This window comes from Proteus sp. FZP2095 (genome assembly GCF_023701425.1).
GTDB classification, from domain to species: domain Bacteria; phylum Pseudomonadota; class Gammaproteobacteria; order Enterobacterales; family Enterobacteriaceae; genus Proteus; species Proteus cibarius.
On record NZ_JAMQBJ010000003.1, the window covers coordinates 216532 to 233072 of the forward strand.

Sequence of the window (16541 nt, forward strand, 5' to 3'; positions counted from 1 at the left end):
TAGATTAGTTTGTAAGTTCTGTTAATTATAACAGAGAATGTGTAACTTTCAAAATCAGCCTATAAATAACCTATTGATTTATTATCATTTTATTTTAAATAGACTAAATTATTAATAAAAAAACGCGACCAGAGGGTATCTCTCTAAGTCGCGCGAAAATACAACAATTTAGTAAGACAATTCGACTACAAGTTCAGACAGACTATAAATTCAGCTTAAATTTATTTCAGACCCATTGCATCACGCATCGTGAAGAACAAGTCTGTTTGGTCAGTTAATCCAACCACATTAGCTGCATGCGGGCCATAAGCAGCCACACGCAATTGCGCACCAGTATGCTCTTGAGATTCCTCTTCAGAGTTACCGTAATTCACCACCATAACCGCACCATCTTTAGTGATAAGTGCTTGTGTTAACCCGCTTGATTTCACATCCGCTTCAATAATTTGGCTTGAGTGAGCATGGTCTGCAGTCACGATAATCAGCGTATCACCGTTTTGCTTAGCGAAATCTAAACCGATTTGTACGGCTTCATCTAGCGCAACCGTTTCACCGATTTGTCCACAAGGATTAGCGTTATGATCTTGCTTATCAATAGAGGCACTTTCGACCTGTAAGAAGAAACCATTTTCATTGGTCTTCAGTAAGTCGATCGCTTTTTTGGTCATTTGTGCCAGTGTTGGCGCATTTGGATCGAGTTTAGAGTTAGGTTTGCACTCTAATGGTGGATTGTTCAAATTACCATGATATGTCGCTTTAGGGCCTTCCCATGCCACGGCCATATTGCCCTCATGGAACAAACCTAATACTGGTTTATCTTGGTTTGCCAGCGTAATCGCATCCAGTGATTTTGCATCCTTCACTATTTGATAACCACGCTCAATCGCTTGCTGTTCTAACGTTTTGCCTTTGTACTCACCGGCAGCTGCAGTTTGAGCAAAACTTTTCGCTCCGCCCCCTAATGTAACGTCTGCTCGAGTCACTAAAAGCTGCTCAGAGATAGAGCCTCTACCACCATTTTCTAATGCGTTTGTTGAGCATTTTTCTAAAGTCTCAACGGGGCCATAGCATTTACGTCCTGTCACATGCGAGAACAATGCCGCAGGTGTCGCATCTTGAATTTCCGACGTTGTTACGTTCCCTGTTGCCTTTCCATTGGCTTTTGCTAATTCCAAAATAGTTTGGTGATCCTTACCAAACACATCAATCCCTAATGCGCCATTATAGGTTTTCACACCCGAAGCCCATGCCGTTGCTGAGGCTGCCGAATCGGTTACATAGTTAGGTTTTTGTGTTTTTCTATCTAATGAATAGTGTGTGTATTGACCCGTTATCGGTAACGCATCAATGCCTTTAAAGAAACCACCAGCACCTTCAGCGTAGTTACGTGCAACAGTGATTTCAGAATCCCCCATACCATCACCAATAAAGAGGATCACATTTTTTGCCTGGTTGTTATTTAAAGCGGCTTTTAATGCCTCAGTTTGATCTTGAGTCATACGGCGAGCACCGCCAAATTCCGTGATATTACCTTTTGCTGCGCGATCTTGTGCCAAAATTGTATCCGCAGCAACGGGAGCTGCAAAAGAAGAGAAACTCGCACCAGCTAATAGCGTTGTTACAATAACGGATAAAATAGAACGTTGGTAACGATGAGACATAGCTTTTTCCTTGCACTCTAAAATAAAAAAAACAGGATTAATGTTTTAAGTCAGGAAAAGCTTACGGCAGTTAAATGACAGAGAAATGAAGAGTAAAAGTGATTTCGATGACAGCTTTATGACAAGTTGATGACAAACAAAAAGCTTATACCGCGAATGCGTATATAAGCTTCTGTTGTATTAAAGCATATTGTTAAGGCGAGATCTTAAACTAGTCATTCTCTTGGGTTAATGCTTTTGCGCCCAAATACAGGGTTTCACACCAAGAAATATAATCATGCCCACTGGCCATTTCGAGTGATTTAACAGGATAGCCTTTTTGCTCTAAAACCTGCTTAAGATGGCGATTATTATTTAAAATCCCCCCTTTATCACCACGACTTTCAAATAGCCCTGCTTCTAAGAAAAACTGCAATGGCTTTTTATCTGCTTGCTCAAATTGTCGAATAAGCCATTCTGGCTCTTCATTTTCAGGTGTCCACCAATAAGAGCCAGACATACTCAGCACTTTGCCAAAACGATCAGGGCGATTAAATGCGGCCCATGAAGATGCTAATCCACCATAACTTGAGCCTGATATTATCGTTTCTTCCCCAGATACGTGAATACCTTTCTCTTTTTCTAGCCAAACAAATAATTCATCAGCCAAGAAACGATAAAAATCAGGGTTTGGCGGTAATTCAACACTACGGCGATCACTATCAATACTATCAACAAATAGGATCATCATCGGTGCCAATTTACCTTCCTCGATCTGTTTATCAAAAAACCGATCAATACCATATTGGCGACGATAAGTTTGACCATCAAATAACACCAAGATCCGCGGTATTTCCATTTTTTGGGCTGGCAGATAAAGTGCAATTTCACGATCATTATTTAAGATTTCACTGTGAAAACGAACAATCTCGGTCTTGCCTTTCATTGTTCTATCAAGAATATCGGGCAATTGGCATTCACGTTTACTGTCTAACGACAATAACGAAAAGTGATTATAGATATCCTCAGACTGACTTGGTGAATTTTGGGAATTAAACGGATCGGCTTGTGCCGTGGTTAAGATCGCACGACGTTGTTCAAAAGGCTCTGAATTTTCAATAACAGGCACATCAGGCGCTAATTTATATTGCATTAATGTGTCGTTAGGCACGATATAACTGCGATACCAAATATCGCTATTGGCTAAATGGGTTAACGGATCATGGTTACCATCGGGTGATCCCAATAAATAAACATTCTTTTTGGCACCTTGCCATAGAAAAGTGACTCGCTTTTTATCATGATCATAAGGCTCAATCAGAGGAGTTCCTTCCTGATGTATTTGTTGCCAAAATGCCTGAATATTTTTTTGATCAAGTTGTTTGGCGAGTGTTTGTAAACGAGGGCTAGTTGGTGCAATACCTGCATCTTTATCTAACGGTTGATAAGGCTGTGTTATTAGCGTGAATTGCCACTGTTTTTTGGCTTCGCCTTGTGCAACCAATTGATAATGTGTCGTTTCGGGTAATAAAAAGCGTACTTTCTGTTGCCCATCAGCAGGAATATCCTTTAATAAACTACGAATATGAGTGCCATCTTGTGTCTCTAACCGTAGGTTTTGTATCCCTTTTACGTTTAATTCAACATAACGTTGGCTTTCTAAATAAGCGGTAAAACACAACGTATTATTGTTATCAAAATGACCTGTCATTTCTTTATTTTCAGTTACTGCTAAGCAACTTGCAAAGCTGGGAAAAGAGGCCATCAATGCGCATATCATCAGAGGAATTCTCACTTTATTTCTCATTATTAACTATTGTGAGAAGCAATAGTAATGATAATTGTTATCAATTCAATGAAAATTAAATGAGTATAGATAAATAAAAGCCTCCTATTTTATTATTGAGGAGGCTTTCTTTCTAATTAATTACCTGAGAGACTTTCCTATCAACGCTCTTCTAGTGGATAACTACGGAAGCTCCATAATCCTAATGCTTTTAAGCCATCACGATAAATGCCTTGTATATCTGATTTACTTGCCTTTTGTAATTCAGCTAATGGCTTATCTGGTGCAACAACTGTTAGGTAAGAGATATCACTTGGGCCACTTTGCCAGCTTGCAAGTGTGAAAATCGCATCGGCACGACGAACATGACTACCAGAGCTAATAATAACAGCTGTTTTAATACGATGTTTGGTTAAGGCATAGCGGCTAAATAACGCATTCTCGACTGTTGTACGTGCATAGTTCTCTTGGAAAATACGCTCTGGTGCAATACCATTTTTCACCAACCAATCCGCCATTAACTTTCCTTCTGTTTGATGTGCTTTAGGCACACCACCCGTCACGATAATCATGGCTTCAGGTAATTGTTTAGCAACTTCTAAGGTTTTATTTAGACGTTCAATTAAGATTTTATTCATTGTACCATCAGGATTTAATGCATAACCCAATGTCACAATCGCATTGTTATCTTTGGTTTTATTTAGTTTTGCCAAATCTGTTTGCGTTAATTTATCACTTAACGGCATTTTGCTGACACGATCTATCTCAGCAAAGAAACGTTTGAGTTCATCCGCTTTCGCCGGATTTAATGATTTTAATTTATTGAAATAGGCTTCACTTTCTTTATCTTTACCTTCGAAACGTGTCCACGAAGTCACATAAATTAACGCATCAATATCATCAGGAGCGGCTTCTAAAATCTGTTTATAAATCGTAATTGCGCGAGGAACATCATTGTTATAGATATAAGCGCTGGCAGTACTAAATAATAAATCAAGGCGGTAAGGCTCTAATTTATAAGCTTGTTGCAGTTTTTGCGCCACAATTTCCATATTTGATGGCAGTTTTCCCGTAAAACCAGCATCAGAGACACGCGCTGGTGACTTAAAAGCATCTAATGCATCTTGGATCAAACTATCAACCGTTTGGCGCTGAGAGACATACTGCTGATAACTATTATCAGGTTGATGGACTTTTTGATAAGCCAATGCATTTGATGAGACGGTAAAACCTAAAGCAGCAATCGCTAACGAAATGACTGTTTTCTTGATATGAAGTGAAACACGGGAAGGTTGTGCCATTATCTTGTCCTTTTACGAAAAATAGTCTGCTTCTTCACCTAAGCGAATGAAGATAGAGAGTGTGACTCCTCACACCTAATGGCAAAAGAAATACACACCGATAAATCTATACCTATTTTCTATAATAGAGATCCCTGAATTAATTTTCAGTAACCTTTTTCACCTTATTGAAAAAAATAGCATTATTACGTAGATAGCTTATTTGACAGATTTTTTTATATATTTTTATCTTTTGGCAAGAGATTTTGTTCTGATAGGTCATTAGTAGTAAAGAATAAAAGAAATTTACTCAGGAAGAAAAACATTAAGTTTTGAGACAAGCGATTATTATCATTCTTCAATGTAAAAAAACGCCACTAATGGCGTTTTTTAATCATAATGTTACTCAATATGTTTTGATTGCATCATCAATAATTCTCTGACTAATTCAACGCAACTTAAGAAACGTTCGTCATAATCAGGGGAGTTAACTTTGATATACTCAATATTGTTTTTATCGAGCATTTCCATTAATAAGGTTTGGAAACGACGACGATCTTTATCACTCCCTAAACTACGCAAACCATCGGCTACCCATGGCGTGTTATTTTCTAGCAAAATAACTAAATCAAAACGGTATTCATCAATCAGAGCTTGAACAAAGGGGTGCTCTTTACCCTCATAACGTAAACAAAATGCCTGTGTTGTGACAAAGTCCGTATCAACAAAAGCGACTTTATTTGCATATTTAACAGCAAAATCAATATATTGAGCATGCCCTAATGCAATTTTATCGTAGTCGGAATATTGTAATGCCATTTCATCACCACCAAGGTGAGAAAATACATAATCACGACCATATTCCCATGCACTCGTCGTATTGAAAATATTGGCAAGCTTATTCACTAACGTTGATTTACCGCTGGATTCGCCACCTAAAATCGCTACTGTACGCACAAAGAAAGGTTTTACTTCTGTTGGAATATATTCCCAATATTTAAAAGGCGCTTGGCGGATTTGACTGCCACTGATATTCATAAATGAACGTTCAGGATCAATCAGAACCGTTTCAATACCCAAGAAAGCATTATATTGATCCGCATCTTCCCGTTCACTAGTATAGATAAAATCAGGGGTTATCTGCTTTTCACGCAAAAATGTTTTGATCCCATCACTCCACATTTCCCAACCATGAGGCTGTGGCTCTATACCGTGTTCATCAAACTCATGAATACGGATATTCTTTTGATATTTAAAGGTTTGTAATAACCAGCGCAATCTATCACTGACCGTAGGTTGTTGTGACATCGCACTGTTGATAAAAAGGTTTTTATCACGAGGCTCGTCATGACATAAAATGACATGCAATTCATCTACTTGACTACAAGCACGTTGAATTAAATAAATATGCCCGGTGTGAAGAGGATAAAATTTGCCAAAAATCACACCAATGGTTTTCTTTTTCACTGGGTATTCTAACCCTAAAAATTGGTGTAATGCCGACATCTTTTGAGCACTGGGACTCTTGATTTTATTATTAATCAATTGGCTAAGATAGCCTTTCGTCATATCACTTTCATCAGCAACTTTTTGTAAAGTATATCCATTTTTTCTGATAGCCTGTTTGATATAATCAAAAGAGCCCATACTTTTCTCCTTTAGAAATCTTCCAAATCATCAAGGACAGATAACGCATCTGACAGCTTCTTCACACCATACACTTTCATATCAGGGGGATTCTTTTTCGGCATATTTGCACTAGGTACAATTGCACGTTTAAATCCATGTTTTGCTGCTTCTGCAATACGCTCTTGCCCACTAGGTACAGGTCGAATTTCTCCCGCAAGTCCCACTTCACCAAATATCACTAAATCACGCGGTAAAGGACGATTACGAAAACTTGATACTAATGATAATAACAAGGCTAAATCTGCACTGGTTTCTGTGACTTTTACTCCACCAACTACATTCACAAAAACGTCTTGATCAGACATTTGTAATCCGCCATGGCGATGTAAAACGGCAAGTAAAATGGCAAGGCGATTTTGCTCTAATCCCACCGCAACACGCCGTGGATTAGACAACATTGAGTGGTCAACTAACGCTTGGATTTCCACCAGCAAAGGTCTCGTACCTTCCCACACCACCATCACAGAACTGCCTGAGGTAATTTCATCACCTCGGCTTAAAAAGATAGCTGAGGGATTGCTCACCTCCCGTAATCCTTGCTCTGTCATGGCAAAAACGCCTAATTCATTAACGGCGCCAAAACGGTTTTTATGACTACGTAAAGTACGAAAACGAGAGTCTGTTTCACCATCCAACATAACTGAGCAGTCGATACAGTGTTCCAGCACTTTAGGCCCAGCCAATGTGCCATCTTTTGTTACATGACCTACCATAATAATGGCAACATCATTAGTTTTAGCAAAACGGGTCAGATAAGCGGCTGTTTCACGGACTTGAGCAACACTGCCTGGCGAAGATTGAATATCTGCCATATGCATCACTTGAATAGAGTCAATCACCATTAATTTAGGTTGTTCTTGTGAGGCAATTAAACAAATCTGTTCAATACTGGTTTCTGACAACATATTCAGTTCGGCTGTCGGTAAACCTAATCGGTGAGCGCGCATAGCGACTTGTTGTAGCGACTCTTCACCCGTGACATACAGTGTTTTCATTTCAGTCGCTAAACGGCACATAGTTTGTAGCAATAAAGTACTTTTACCTGCACCGGGGCTTCCCCCAATTAAAATGGCACTTCCGGGAACAACGCCACCACCTAGTACGCGGTCGAACTCTTTAAACCCTGTGGAAAATCGAGGTAATGCTTCAAGGCTAATTTCCGATAATTTTTGAACTCGGCTAACCCCTTTCGCATCACCCGCAAATCCACTAAAACGCTCGTTGCGGGAAGAAGGGGCTGCTGCAAGGCGTACTTCTGTAATTGTATTCCACGCATGACAAGCAGAACATTGCCCTTGCCAACGAGGGTAATCTGCACCACATTCATTACATACAAAGGCTCTTTTTGCTGCTTTTGCCACACTTCTCTCCCAACAATAACTATTTAGAAAAACACCCTTAGCGCTCTTCGTGTTTTAAACCACCACTTAAAATACACAATACACCCATTAGATCGGCGTGGCGGATCGCAACTTTTGCCTGAGCATACACTTTAGGTTTTGCATGATAAGCAATACCAAGCCCTGCTTTTCTCAACATTTTAAGATCGTTTGCACCATCCCCAATGGCAATTGTTTGCTCTATTGGGATCTCTAAATCTTTAGCTAAACGTGCAAGGACTTGTGCTTTATATTTCGCATCAACAATAGGGCCTTTAACTTTACCCGTTAGTTTGCCATCTTTAATTTCAAGATGATTAGCAACAGCAGCTACTAAACGTAATTTTTGTTTTAAGTTATCAGCAAAATACGTAAAACCGCCAGATGCGATAGCAATATGCCAATCCATCGCCTGAAGTTTTCGAACTAAGCTCGTTAACCCCGGCATAAGAGGCAAATCATCCATCACTTTTTGTAAAATAGAAGCGTCAGCACCTTTAAGTTCAGCAACACGCAGTTTTAAGCTTTCACTAAAATCCATTTCACCTTGCATTGCTCGCTCTGTTATCGCAGCAACTTTATCCCCCACTCCTGCTAATTTAGCGATTTCATCAATACATTCAATTTGAATTGCCGTTGAATCCATATCCATCACTAAAAGCCCAGGAGAACGTAAACGAGGAATTTCACCTAGAGGAACGACATCTAGGCCACATTCATCGGATAAACGGCGGATCCGGCGAGTTAGGCTACCTGCAATACGCACAACTTGGTAATCATCAATGCGCCATGAAGAAACCACGACGATTGCCACACCTAATTTATGTTGGAACTCACTTATTCTTTTCTTATCAAGTTCACGTCCATAAAGTAACCACCCACTATCTCCAGCACGGTAATCTAGTGGCATTACCTCTTCACCACTGAGTGATAACGGCAGACCTGGCCATTTACGGATTTCATCCGGTAAATAGCAATAGGTCAGACTATTTGACATACTTATTCTCCTGTTTTCCCCTGTCTGAACAAAATAATCGTTATTCAGCCTATTCTATCTCTGGCTCATCTGGCAACATGCACATACTTGCTTACGCAAAAGGATGAACATGCTTAAAGACAAACTAAAATTCAAACTACAAAAAACGGCGATTATACTGATTTGTATCGCACTATTGGCATTTCTTATGCAAGGCGCGTCTTATTTTAGCCGTGCAAACCAGCACGCCCGTATTACTCAGTTTGAAGAGCTTGCAAAAACGCTGGCAGAACAAGTTGCGTTCTCTTTATCCACTTATATAGATGACAGTAGCAAAGATAACGTAAATCCCCTCATTATGGCTAATTTAAATCATCTGACTCACGATAGTCGGGTGCTTGATGCCAGTCTTTATTTAGAAGATGGTACACAAATAGCGCATAGCGGTGAAAATGTCACTGTTAAAGAGCGATTAGCACTAGAAGGGCAAAAAAGTGGCGGTTCTTTTAATCATCAACTTGTTGTGCCTGTACCGGGCAAAGATAAACCTAAAGGCTTTTTAAGGCTTACGCTGGATACTCATCAGCTTGTCACTGAATCAAGCCAAGTCGATAACACAACAAATTTATTACGTGTCATGTTATTAGTTGCGCTTGCGATTGGCTTTTTGCTTTCTCATAACCTTCTTCAACTAACCCCCGTTCATTGGCAACAATCTCCTTATTTATTAACTGCCAATTTACCGCCACGTACTGAAAAAGAAGAGACTGAAGAAAACGAAAGTAATGAAGAAAAAGGATCTATTGAGGAAGATAACGACACGGAGAATAAAATAGAGAAGCCATAATTTTTATTCTATTGAGGAGTCACTAAGTGGGTTGAGTTATTCATTAGCTGAACTCACTTTTTTATTTCTAATTAACCATAATTTGAATTAGATATATCTAATTTATACGTATTTTCGTGCTATTTCCTTAATCTTTAAAGGGGTTTTGTTTAAAATCACGGTAAATTTTCACTAAGTCATTAACCTAAAAAGATAGGTTTTAAATCTTATTCTGGCTCTTTGAGTACTGAGGTGGTTATGACTGAACAATCTGTTATCCAACGTTGTCAACAAATCGTAGAAAACCCAACCCTTTCCCCTGAACAAAAACGTCATTTTCTCGCTTTAGAAGCTGAAAATATGTTGCCTTATCCCTCTCTTCCTGAGGATGCGGCTAAAGCACTGAATGAACGGGTTATCTGTGATATGTATGAAGGTCACGCCCCTTATAAACCGCGTTATGTGTTACCTGATTACGCGAAATTTTTAGCAAAAGGCTCTCGCTATTTAGAACTTGAACCTGCACAAGATTTTGACGATGCCTTAAACATGCTGACTATTCTTTATCATCATGTTCCTTCTGTAACCTCTATGCCTGTTTATTTAGGCCGCATTGATAAAATCTTACTGCCTTATGTTGGTGAATTGACTGAAGAACAGCTTTACCCTAAATTAAAACGCTTCTGGCGCTATCTTGATAGAACGCTACCAGATGCCTTTATGCACGCCAATATTGGCCCAGAAGACTCTGTTCTTACACGTCTAATTCTTAAAGTAGATGTTGAGCTTCAGCAAGTCGCGCCTAATCTCACATTTATTTATGATGCGAAATCAACACCTGCTGATTTACTTCACCAAGCTATCACCAATATTTGCCACAGTAGTAAACCGCATATTGCTAATGGTGCTTTGCAAGATGTGGTATTTGGCAAAGATGAATACGGGATTGTGAGTTGTTATAACTCTCTGCCTCAAAGTGGTGGTGGTAGCACCTTAGTGCGTATAAACCTCAAAGAGGTTGCACAGCGTAGCCAAAATAGCCCAGATTTTCTTGATAATGTATTGCCTTTTTATATGCAAAAACAGATTGAGATCATTGATGCTCGTTGTGAGTTTCTCTATGAAAAATCTAACTTCTTTAAACAGAGCTTCTTAGTTGAAGAAGGATTAATCTCACCTGATCGTTTTGCTCCTATGTTTGGTATTTATGGAATGGCCGAAGCCGTAGCGCTTTTACTTGAAAAAGAAGGTAAAAATGTTGCTTATGGTGCTAATGAATCAGCGAATAAACTTAGCTATATGATCAGTGAAAAATTGGCTCAATTTGTTACCGAAACACCAGTAAAATACGGCTGGAACCACCGAGCAATGTTACATGCTCAATCAGGTATTAGCTCTGATATTGGCACAACACCTGCGACTCGTATTCCTTATGGTAAAGAGCCAGATCCTGTTACGCACTTAATGACCGTTGCTCCTCACCATCAATTTTATACCTCAGGGATCAGCGATATTTTAACGGTTGATGAAACCATCAAACAAAACCCTGATGCCCTAATGCAACTCTGCTTAGGCGCGTTCTCTTCTGGATTAAGAGAATTTACCGCCAATGTGGGCGGAAATGATCTCGTCCGTGTGACTGGTTATATGGTTCGCATATCTGATTTGAAAAAGTATAAAGATGAAGGCTCTCGCCTTAACACTACTTGGTTAGGTGATGAAGCCACGGCAAATTGTCATATTGCTGAACGTAAACCACGAGTTATCAGTCATGAACAGCAGATGCGCTTCGATAAATAAGATACTCCCTTTCTCTTGCGTGGATGGCCCAGGCAATCGCCTGGCCATCTTTCTGCAAGGGTGTAATCTACGCTGCAAGAATTGTCACAATCCCTACACAATGGGGATCTGTGATAATTGTGGCGACTGTATTCCTACCTGCCCACAGCAAGCACTTTCATTACAAAATGGCGTAATGAGTTGGAACAGTACCAGTTGTGAACAATGCGACACTTGTATTCAACAATGCCCACGGCAATCAAGCCCAATGACCTTAACCTATACCGTTGATGAATTAATGGTTATTACACGTAAATATGCAGCATTTATTAATGGCATAACTGTAAGTGGGGGTGAATCTACATTACAACTTCCTTTTTTAATTGATTACTTTAAGGCAATCAAGAAAGCACCGGATCTTAAACACCTTACTTGTTTAATCGACAGTAATGGCACACTTTCACTTAATGGCTGGCAAAAAATCGCCCCTTATATGGACGGTGCTATGATTGATTTAAAAAGTTGGAATGAAGATACTCATATTTATTTAACAGGGCGTAGTAACCAACGAATTAAAGATTCAATCAAATGGTTAGCTAATAATAATTTGCTTACAGAATTACGCCTTTTATATATTCCAGAAAAAACAGATTATTTAGAGAATATTGAATTACTTTCCCAGTTTATTAATTCACTTGGTGAATCTGTATTAGTCCGTATTAATGCATTTCATCAACATGGTGTTTATGGTGAAGCGAGTAAATGGGTGTCGGCACAAAAACAACATATTGATATATTTAGTAAAGAATTGAGAAAAAGAAATATTACAAATATTAACACCCCAGGGATATATTCATAATAAAAATCAATGTAAAATAAAAACAATAATTTCTAATTATTATGAATATAATTAGAAATGCATTTTAAAATAAAATTCATTTATATTGACAGAAAAAGAAGTTCAAATTAGTCTTCAAAAAAACCTGCCAAAATAAACGGAATGATATTTTATGTTTATGAATAAAAAGAAGCTAAAGCTATCGATTATTATTTCAATTATAATTAATTCTACATGTAGCTATGCTTTAAACGATCCATCAGATCTAGTCTCCACAAAAAATATTGAATTTAATTTTGAATCTGTTGATAAAGATTCCCTTCTAAGATATGACAGCAATAGGCAAATTCATGGAAGAATGTTCCCACGAAATCTTCCAACAATCTTAGCATCTAAATATAATAATATAATAATAACATCAGATAAATATAACACTAATATCAGCCATGATATTGGTAAAACCTTTACTTCTTTGAAAATAAAAGATTTTAATAACATCAGTGCTCTTTCACTTTCAGAAGATGGTCATTATTTGACTGCTCATGGTGAGTATAATAACAACAGTGTGTTTTTTGTTTATGATGTTTTTTTAAAAGAAATAAAATTATTTAATCATAAAGATGATATTTCATATTATATTGAAGATGATTATTACTTTACTACTAATGATGGATTATTTAGCCTTTACTCTGAGGATAACGATCCTTATGCAAGGTATACTTCACCTAGCGAAAAGAAATTTTTTATCTTTGATAATGAAAATAAAAAAAGCATTTCACTCAGTGAGTGGAATAAAACAAAAATCAATAATCACATAGAAAAAAATAAATTTATTTTATTTGAAGATTTAGCTTTTATTAATAAATTAATCAAATTAAAACCTAATATTACTGCTCCATCCTTTAGTGGAAAATATCTTTATGGTACTTTACAACGGGAAAACCAAGAATCAAAAAGTGTTAGATTAGCATTTATTTATGATAAATCGAACGATGATGTAAAAATCATTTCGGATTCAGATTATGGCTCATCAAAAATCAATCAATTCTCTAAAAATGATCTAGCCGTTGGTTGGATTGAATCACGTATTAAACGCAGAAATGAAAGCAATGATAGATTAATTCGTGAGGCTTTTATCTATGATCCAACTAAAAATAAAATTAGAAAACCAATAATTAATAATACTGGATATGATCGTTATTATAATTCAGAAGCAACGGCTATTTCAGAAAATGGTGAATTTTTTGTTGGCTGGGTAGAGTACGGTAACAACATTATAAATAAAACGTCTCCATTATCAAAATATCTTAGAAATGCCTTCATCTATTTCGTTGAAGAAAACAAATCCCAATTATTACTAAATCTTAATAACGATATTAAAGAATCAGAAGCACATTCTATTTCTAAAGATGGTAATACTGTATTTGGAATATCAAAAGACATCGATAGCACATGGAGAATGGTTGCATGGAACCTTGGAAGAAAGACTGAGCAAGAAATAGAAAAAAACCAAAGAAAAGAAGCAATAAATATTAAGTTTGACACATTATTAGCAAATAACGATATTAAAAAAGTTACAGATAACTCTAATTTATTATTAGAGAAAATCGCTTTACTTAAAGAAAACATCAACACACAAAGAGAGGAATTATTAAATAAATTAGAAACAACTAAAAATGAAATGCATAAGGCTAATAAGGAAAGAGTAAGAATTGAAAATATCATTGATAAAGGTGAAGAAAATGGCGATCAAGATATATTTAACAGGTACTCAGATGAATATCATAGAAATAAATATAAAGAAGAAGAATATCAAAAAAATGTCGAAGACCTTAATACTAAAATAGCTAATTTCGACAAAGGAGAACAAAGTACAGAGTTAAAATTAACAGAGTATGAATATGAAAAGAGTAAAACCACTCTTAATGCACTAACACAAAAAAATGCGACAATAGAAGTAGATAAAAAACAACGTTTGGATGACGAAGCCAAAGCGGAGCAAGAGCGTTTAGCTAAAGAGCAAGCCGATAAAACCAAAGCGGAGCAAGAGCGCATAGCTAAAGAGCAAGCTGATAAAGCCAAAGCGGAGCAAGAACGTTTAGCCAAAGAGCAAGCCGATAAAGCCAAAGCGGAGCAAGAGCGCATAGCTAAAGAGCAAGCTGATAAAGCCAAAGCAGAGCAAGAACGTTTAGCCAAAGAGCAAGCTGATAAAGCCAAAGCGGAGCAAGAGCGCTTAGCTAAAGAGCAAGCTGATAAAGCCAAAGCGGAGCAAGAGCGCTTAGCTAAAGAGCAAGCCGATAAAACCAAAGCAGAGCAAGAGCGCTTAGCCAAAGAGCAAGCCGATAAAGCCAAAGCGGAGCAAGAGCGCTTAGCCAAAGAGCAAGCTGATAAAGCCAAAGCGGAGCAAGAGCGCTTAGCCAAAGAGCAAGCCGATAAAGCCAAAGCGGAGCAAGAGCGCTTAGCTAAAGAGCAAGCCGATAAAGCCAAAGTGGAGCAAGAGCGCTTAGCCAAAGAGCAAGCTGATAAAGCCAAAGCGGAGCAAGAGCGCTTAGCCAAAGAGCAAGCTGATATTAAAGCTAAAGAAAAAGAGAAAGAAATAACAAAACCATCGATCATTATCAGCAAACCTATCGACATTGAAAACACCTATAAATCAATGCAATTAATGGCTGAAAACGGCTATAAGTTTATGGATATGCAACAAGGGCAATTGCGTTATCTAGCTTCTGCAACTTGCTCTGTAGGTGCTGAAAATGCGTGTATTAGTGGTTTTACACATTATCAAAATCTAAATAAAACGAATGCAACCCAAACAGGATTGAGTAGAGCTTATCGTTTTGATATCAAAAATATTCCACTCGTTGTCGGTTTGGCCATTGATACCGATGTCTCCTCTTCATTACCTAAAGGTTATCAATATCAAGGCTATGCATTACCTTTAATTGGTTTTAGTTTAGATTTAATACCGTCATTGAATGCTGAATTAAATAATAATGCACCACATTTTTCTTTAAAAGGTGCTTATTTAAATCGTAAAGTTTCTATTGAAAGACCTGCATTAGCAGGTACTGAATCGGGTAAAGGAAACGCCAGAATATCTGGTTATCATATTGATTTTCAAACTTATTACCCTTATTCATTATCAGATAATTTACTGCTAACGCCATTTGTAGGAATTACTTTTAATCAAATATCACGTTCAGCTTATAGTGAAACTCAAAATGCCCAATTTGCAGCACACTATGATGCCCTTAAAACGCATTCATTATTCGCCAAAATGGGATTGGGTATGGAGCATTTATTAGGTTCTTCTTTCATACTTAATACAAAAGCGGGCTTACTGTGGAACTTATCGCATTATCAAGGGGATTTTCGTAGCCATATTGACTATTTAGGTCAACAACAAATTGATTATTCAGAAAATAAAAAACAGGTAAAACAACGCCCATTTGCTAATGTTGGGATCACTTATCAGTTTGATAAGCAATCTTCTGTCAATACATCTGTAAATTGGGAAATGACAACCTATCGCAATCACGATATGCAAATTGGTGTAAGTTACACTTATCGCTTCTAATTCCTTATTGTTATATTTGGGGTTACTTTTAGCTGTATTATTTAGCTTCCTATAAAGATATAGGGAGCTCTTTTTTATTAACTGATTGAATAATTCAAATTTGAAATAATAGAATTGTTTTTTTCTTCATTAACCCACCACACTTTGGTAGAAACTTTCTCAAGTAGTGCTTTATTGTGACTAAAAATAATCAAACTTAAAGGACGTTTCTGACTTTCATCGATTAATACTTGCCAAATATCGGCTTGAATTTGTGCATCTAACTGTGCCGTGACTTCATCTGCAATCAATATTTGAGTACGAGGATCTAACGCGCGCAATAACGCAATACGTGCAAGCTCGCCACCAGATAATTCATTAGGTCTACGCGTTAACCACTCTTGCTTGATCTTGAGTTTTTCGAGCCAATATTCATCAGGTGACCAAGCATCACGAACACTATCCCCTGTTGTTCGAAATGGATTAAAACATTTATCAGGATGTTGAGGGACTAATTGAATAGGGCAATAACCCTTATTAGATAATGGCTTGCCATTAATAAGAATTGAACCTTGAGTGGGTTTTTGCCACTGTGCTAAAACGCGACCTAATGTCGTTTTTCCTGTGCCACTTGGCGCTGAAATACCGAGTCGCTCTCCCGCATCTAACGAAAAGGAGAGATCTTGCCATAACACCTTACCTGCTTGCTCCACAGATAACTGTTTTAACTCTAAAAGTGGCATAAAGATAACTCCAGAAATAACAAATGAAATGTATAAAAATAAAACTTAA

At 37.6% G+C, this 16541-nt stretch carries 11 protein-coding genes; 4 read left to right on the forward strand and 7 right to left on the reverse strand.

Annotation, left to right across the window (positions count from 1 at the left end; all coding sequences use genetic code 11):
- Positions 1-221: 221 nt before the first annotated feature.
- The 6 genes from phoA to serB all read right to left on the reverse strand — a co-directional run bounded on the left by phoA (position 222) and on the right by serB (position 8771).
- Positions 222-1661, reverse strand: coding sequence for an alkaline phosphatase (gene phoA, locus NBG71_RS13840; RefSeq protein WP_075672709.1), 1440 nt, complete (start codon positions 1659-1661; stop codon positions 222-224).
- A 211-nt stretch (positions 1662-1872) separates the two neighbouring features.
- Positions 1873-3405 carry an alpha/beta hydrolase-fold protein gene (locus NBG71_RS13845; protein WP_250916937.1) on the reverse strand — a complete coding sequence of 511 codons (1533 nt, stop codon included), beginning with the start codon at positions 3403-3405 and terminating at the stop codon, positions 1873-1875.
- Positions 3406-3587: 182 nt separating this feature from the next.
- Complete coding sequence (locus NBG71_RS13850) at positions 3588-4727, reverse strand: ElyC/SanA/YdcF family protein (protein WP_083629087.1); 1140 nt, start codon at positions 4725-4727, stop codon at positions 3588-3590.
- 381 nt (positions 4728-5108) lie between these two features.
- Entirely contained in the window at positions 5109-6353 is a 1245-nt protein-coding gene (nadR, locus tag NBG71_RS13855; RefSeq protein WP_075672710.1) for a multifunctional transcriptional regulator/nicotinamide-nucleotide adenylyltransferase/ribosylnicotinamide kinase NadR, read from the reverse strand.
- An 11-nt stretch (positions 6354-6364) separates the two neighbouring features.
- A complete protein-coding gene (radA, locus tag NBG71_RS13860; RefSeq protein WP_075672711.1) occupies positions 6365-7756 on the reverse strand; it encodes a DNA repair protein RadA in 1392 nt (463 codons plus the stop codon).
- A 37-nt stretch (positions 7757-7793) separates the two neighbouring features.
- A complete protein-coding gene (serB, locus tag NBG71_RS13865) occupies positions 7794-8771 on the reverse strand; it encodes a phosphoserine phosphatase (RefSeq protein WP_075672712.1) in 978 nt (325 codons plus the stop codon).
- 109 nt (positions 8772-8880) lie between these two features.
- Between serB and NBG71_RS13870 the strand changes: the two genes are divergently transcribed.
- From NBG71_RS13870 to NBG71_RS13885, 4 genes are all read left to right on the forward strand, one after another.
- Complete coding sequence (locus tag NBG71_RS13870; RefSeq protein ID WP_159241808.1) at positions 8881-9597, forward strand: YtjB family periplasmic protein; 717 nt, start codon at positions 8881-8883, stop codon at positions 9595-9597.
- Between the two features lie 237 nt (positions 9598-9834).
- Positions 9835-11376 carry a YjjI family glycine radical enzyme gene (locus NBG71_RS13875; RefSeq protein ID WP_250916938.1) on the forward strand — a complete coding sequence of 514 codons (1542 nt, stop codon included), beginning with the start codon at positions 9835-9837 and terminating at the stop codon, positions 11374-11376.
- Positions 11348-12214 (forward strand): YjjW family glycine radical enzyme activase, encoded by an 867-nt coding sequence (locus tag NBG71_RS13880; RefSeq protein ID WP_099660240.1) that lies wholly within the window; start codon positions 11348-11350, stop codon positions 12212-12214. The genes NBG71_RS13875 and NBG71_RS13880 overlap by 29 nt, the downstream gene beginning before the upstream one ends.
- Before the next feature lie 337 nt (positions 12215-12551).
- The gene (locus tag NBG71_RS13885) at positions 12552-15770 is read left to right on the forward strand and encodes an autotransporter domain-containing protein (protein WP_250916939.1); all 3219 of its coding nucleotides are present in this window, start codon (positions 12552-12554) and stop codon (positions 15768-15770) included.
- A gap of 77 nt (positions 15771-15847) precedes the next feature.
- Here the strand turns inward: NBG71_RS13885 and NBG71_RS13890 are convergent, their stop codons facing one another.
- A complete protein-coding gene (locus NBG71_RS13890) occupies positions 15848-16492 on the reverse strand; it encodes an ATP-binding cassette domain-containing protein (protein ID WP_075673452.1) in 645 nt (214 codons plus the stop codon).
- Positions 16493-16541: the final 49 nt, after the last annotated feature.